Here is a 1,319-nt window from a genome sequence, read left to right on the forward strand (position 1 = left end):
CCGACGTCGCCATCCCGACGTTGTTTCCGATCGACGCGAGGAGGTGTAGTGTGAAACGCAAGCCTTGTCCCAGCAGTCGCCGCGCCGACTCATCGACGAGCGCATGCCGTAGGCCTTCAGCGTGTCCTGGAACAGCCCGCTGCAATACTGGCTACCCCTGTCGCTATGTACGATGACGCCTGCCTCTGGACGGCGCCGGAACCACGCCATACGCAGCGCATCCGTGACCAGTTCCGCTTTCATGTGTGGCTGCATCGACCAGCCCACCACCTGCCTGCTGAACAGGTCGATGATGACCGCCAGATAAACCCAGCCTTCCGCCGTCGCACAGTACGTGATGTCGCTCGTCCAGACCTGGTTCGGCGCTGTTGCTGTGAAGTTACGCCCCAACAAGTTCGGCGCCACCGGCAGGTTGTGATTCGAGTTCGTCGTCGCGATGTACTTGCGCTTGTGTCGGGCACGGATGCCATGCTGCGCCATCAGCTTGCGAACACGCTCCTTGCCCACGCGCACGCCGCGCGCAACGAGCTCTTTCCACATGCGCGGCCAACCATATTCGCCCTTGACCTGCACGTGAATCGCCTTGATGTGCGCGAGCAGGGCATCGTTGCTGATACGGCATCTGTTCGGCTTGTCATCGCCGCTGCGCTGCTGACGCTGATGATATCCGCTGGGACTGATTTCCAGTGCTTCGCACAGCATTGAGACTGGCCAGCGGTGTCGATTCCGGTCAACGAACGCGCACTTCACATCAATTCCCTCGCGAAGTGTCGAGTAGCCCGGCGGAACTTCCCCGCCAGGCCCTCACAGATCCGTACGTGAACCTCTCGGTTCATACGGCTCTTGTCATCCAGCCGATGGCAATACCCCCTGCTTCCAGTGGTACAGCAGCTCCGGTGCGCGCTCCGCCAACTGCCGGAGCCAAGTCCGAGCCTTGGCACGACTCCGTTTGAATCGGCGGTACTTGCGCACCGCCCATCTCACCAGAATGTCGTTGAGGTGGCCGATCACACGTTTGAACACGCTCATATAGAACGCCGCGTAGTAGTTCCACCATCCTCGCAAGGTCGGATTGGTCTGCTCGGCAATGTCTTCGATTCCAGCATCCGTCCAGCGACCGATGTTCCACTCCCGCATTTTCTCGCGGATGCGTTTCACCGCCTTGCCGCTTAGGGCAGGACTGAAGCTGTTGAAGTATATGCCGCGCTTGCTTTTGGCCAGCCGTCCACGGAAGGTATATCCGGGCGGTTTCAAGAGTGAAGCGCAACAGGGGGCTAATGAATGGAAGCTGAGGTTATCGAAGCGGTTGCGAGCATACG

Annotated in this window: 1 protein-coding gene and 1 pseudogene; both read right to left on the minus strand. The window is 59.8% G+C overall.

Annotated elements, in window-relative coordinates; all coding sequences use genetic code 11:
• A pseudogene (locus SB822_RS54510) lies at window positions 1-774 on the minus strand (IS3 family transposase); the annotation flags it as partial.
• A gap of 72 nt (window positions 775-846) precedes the next feature.
• The coding region (locus tag SB822_RS54515; protein WP_410858775.1) for a group II intron maturase-specific domain-containing protein at window positions 847-1,319 on the minus strand (473 nt) is incomplete at its 5' end.

Source organism: Paraburkholderia sp. SIMBA_054 (assembly GCF_046534875.1).
Taxonomy (GTDB): domain Bacteria; phylum Pseudomonadota; class Gammaproteobacteria; order Burkholderiales; family Burkholderiaceae; genus Paraburkholderia; species Paraburkholderia hospita.